We start from the raw sequence: 1,664 nt of genomic DNA, 5'->3' as shown, positions 1-1,664 counted from the left end.
GGGGGGATGCCCAAAAAAAGGCCCCCGGCAAGGGGGGCCAAAGGTACATTCCAGAGGGACTTATGCCCTTATCGGATCGGCTTCATCCGGTAAACCGGCTCGTTCTCGCGGCTGATCCCTTTCTCAAAGCCAGCAGCGGCAGCGCGAGCGCGACCGGCATGCCACAGGTGGCCGACAAAGAACAGGAAGCCGAAGATGAAGTTGTGAGCGGCCAACCAGGTGCGCGGGCTGGTGAAGTTCACCGTGTTGATCTCGGTAGCCACACCACCCACCGAGTTCAGGGATCCCAGCGGCGCGTGGGTCATGTACTCCACTGCACGGCGGGCTTGCCAGGGCTGAATGTCGTTTTTCAGCTTATCCAGATCCAACCCATTGGGGCCCAGCAGCGGCTCTTTCCAGGGAGCGCGCACATCCCAGAAGCGCATCGTCTCGCCGCCGAAGATGATCTCGCCCGTGGGGGAGCGCATCAGGTATTTACCCAGACCGGTGGGACCTTGGGCTTGGCCAATGTTCGCCCCCAGGCGCTGGTCGCGCACGATGAAGGTGAGGGCTTGCGCTTGCGAGGCTTCTGGGCCAGTGGGGCCGTAGAACTCGCTGGGGTAGACGGTGTTGTTGAACCAGATGTAGCAGGTGGCAATGAAGCTCATCAGCGAAACCGCCGCCAAGCTGTAGGAGAGATAGGCCTCCCCAGACCAGATAAAGGCGCGGCGAGCCCAACCAAAGGGCTTGGTGAGGATGTGCCAAATCCCACCGGCAATGCAGATAATGCCGATGTAAATGTGGCCACCGATCACATCCTCCATGTTGTCAACGCTGATGATCCAGCCTTCCCCACCAAAAGGAGATTTAAACAGGTAGCCGAAGATCACGGCGGGGTTCAAGGTGGGGTTGGTGATCACCCGCACATCGCCACCTCCTGGAGCCCAGGTGTCATAGACACCGCCAAACCACATGGCCTTGGCCACCAACAAGAAAGCCCCCAACCCCAACAGGATCAGGTGGATCCCCAGGATGGTGGTCATCTTGTTCTTGTCTTTCCAGTCGTAGCCGAAGAAGGGGAAAGACTGCTCCAGAGTTTCTGGGCCGCGAATGGCGTGATAAATGCCCCCCAACCCCAGCACGGCGCTGGAGATCAGGTGCAGCACCCCGATGACAAAGTAGGGGTAGGTGTCAATCACCTCGCCGCCGGGACCAACCCCCCAGCCCAGAGTGGCTATGTGGGGCATCAAGATCAGGCCCTGCTCATACATAGGCCGATCCGGCGTGAAGTGAGCCACCTCAAACAGCAGCATCGCTCCCGCCCAGAAGACGATCAGGCCAGCGTGGGCCACATGGGCGCCCAAAAGCCGACCGGAGAGATTAATCAAGCGGGCATTCCCAGCCCACCAGGCAAATCCGCCTTGGGTGCGATCTTGCACCACTGCAGAACCAAATGTTGTCGAGGTCACAGAGACCAACCTCCAATGATAGTCAGGAACAAGAGACACCAAAAAAAGTTTAGTTAACGCGAGCGCCTGCCGTTGGGCTCCCTGTCCACTGGGATCCGCGGCAGGGGATCCCTTGGGCAAGCGCTCATCCTCACAGAGCAGATCTCTAGGGATCTACCGCAGCTAAAGTCGAGCGAGCTCAGTGGGTTTAGAGCGCATTGCCGCGGGGGAGGACTT

1 protein-coding gene is annotated in these 1,664 nt (G+C 59.4%); it reads right to left on the bottom strand.

All coding sequences use genetic code 11. The annotated features are described in order from the left end of the window. Nucleotides 1-68 precede the first annotated feature (68 nt). On the bottom strand, nucleotides 69-1,448 hold the full coding sequence (gene psbC / locus NW815_RS00890; protein ID WP_414388006.1) for a photosystem II reaction center protein CP43: 1,380 nt from the start codon (nucleotides 1,446-1,448) through the stop codon (nucleotides 69-71). Between the last annotated feature and the right edge of the window lie 216 nt (nucleotides 1,449-1,664).

The sequence above is a fragment of the Synechococcus sp. R6-7 genome (assembly GCF_047461695.1).
Classification (GTDB): domain Bacteria; phylum Cyanobacteriota; class Cyanobacteriia; order Thermostichales; family Thermostichaceae; genus Thermostichus.
The sequence above is the reverse complement of the archived record's forward strand: the minus strand, read 5'-3'. Positions and strand labels throughout refer to the sequence as shown.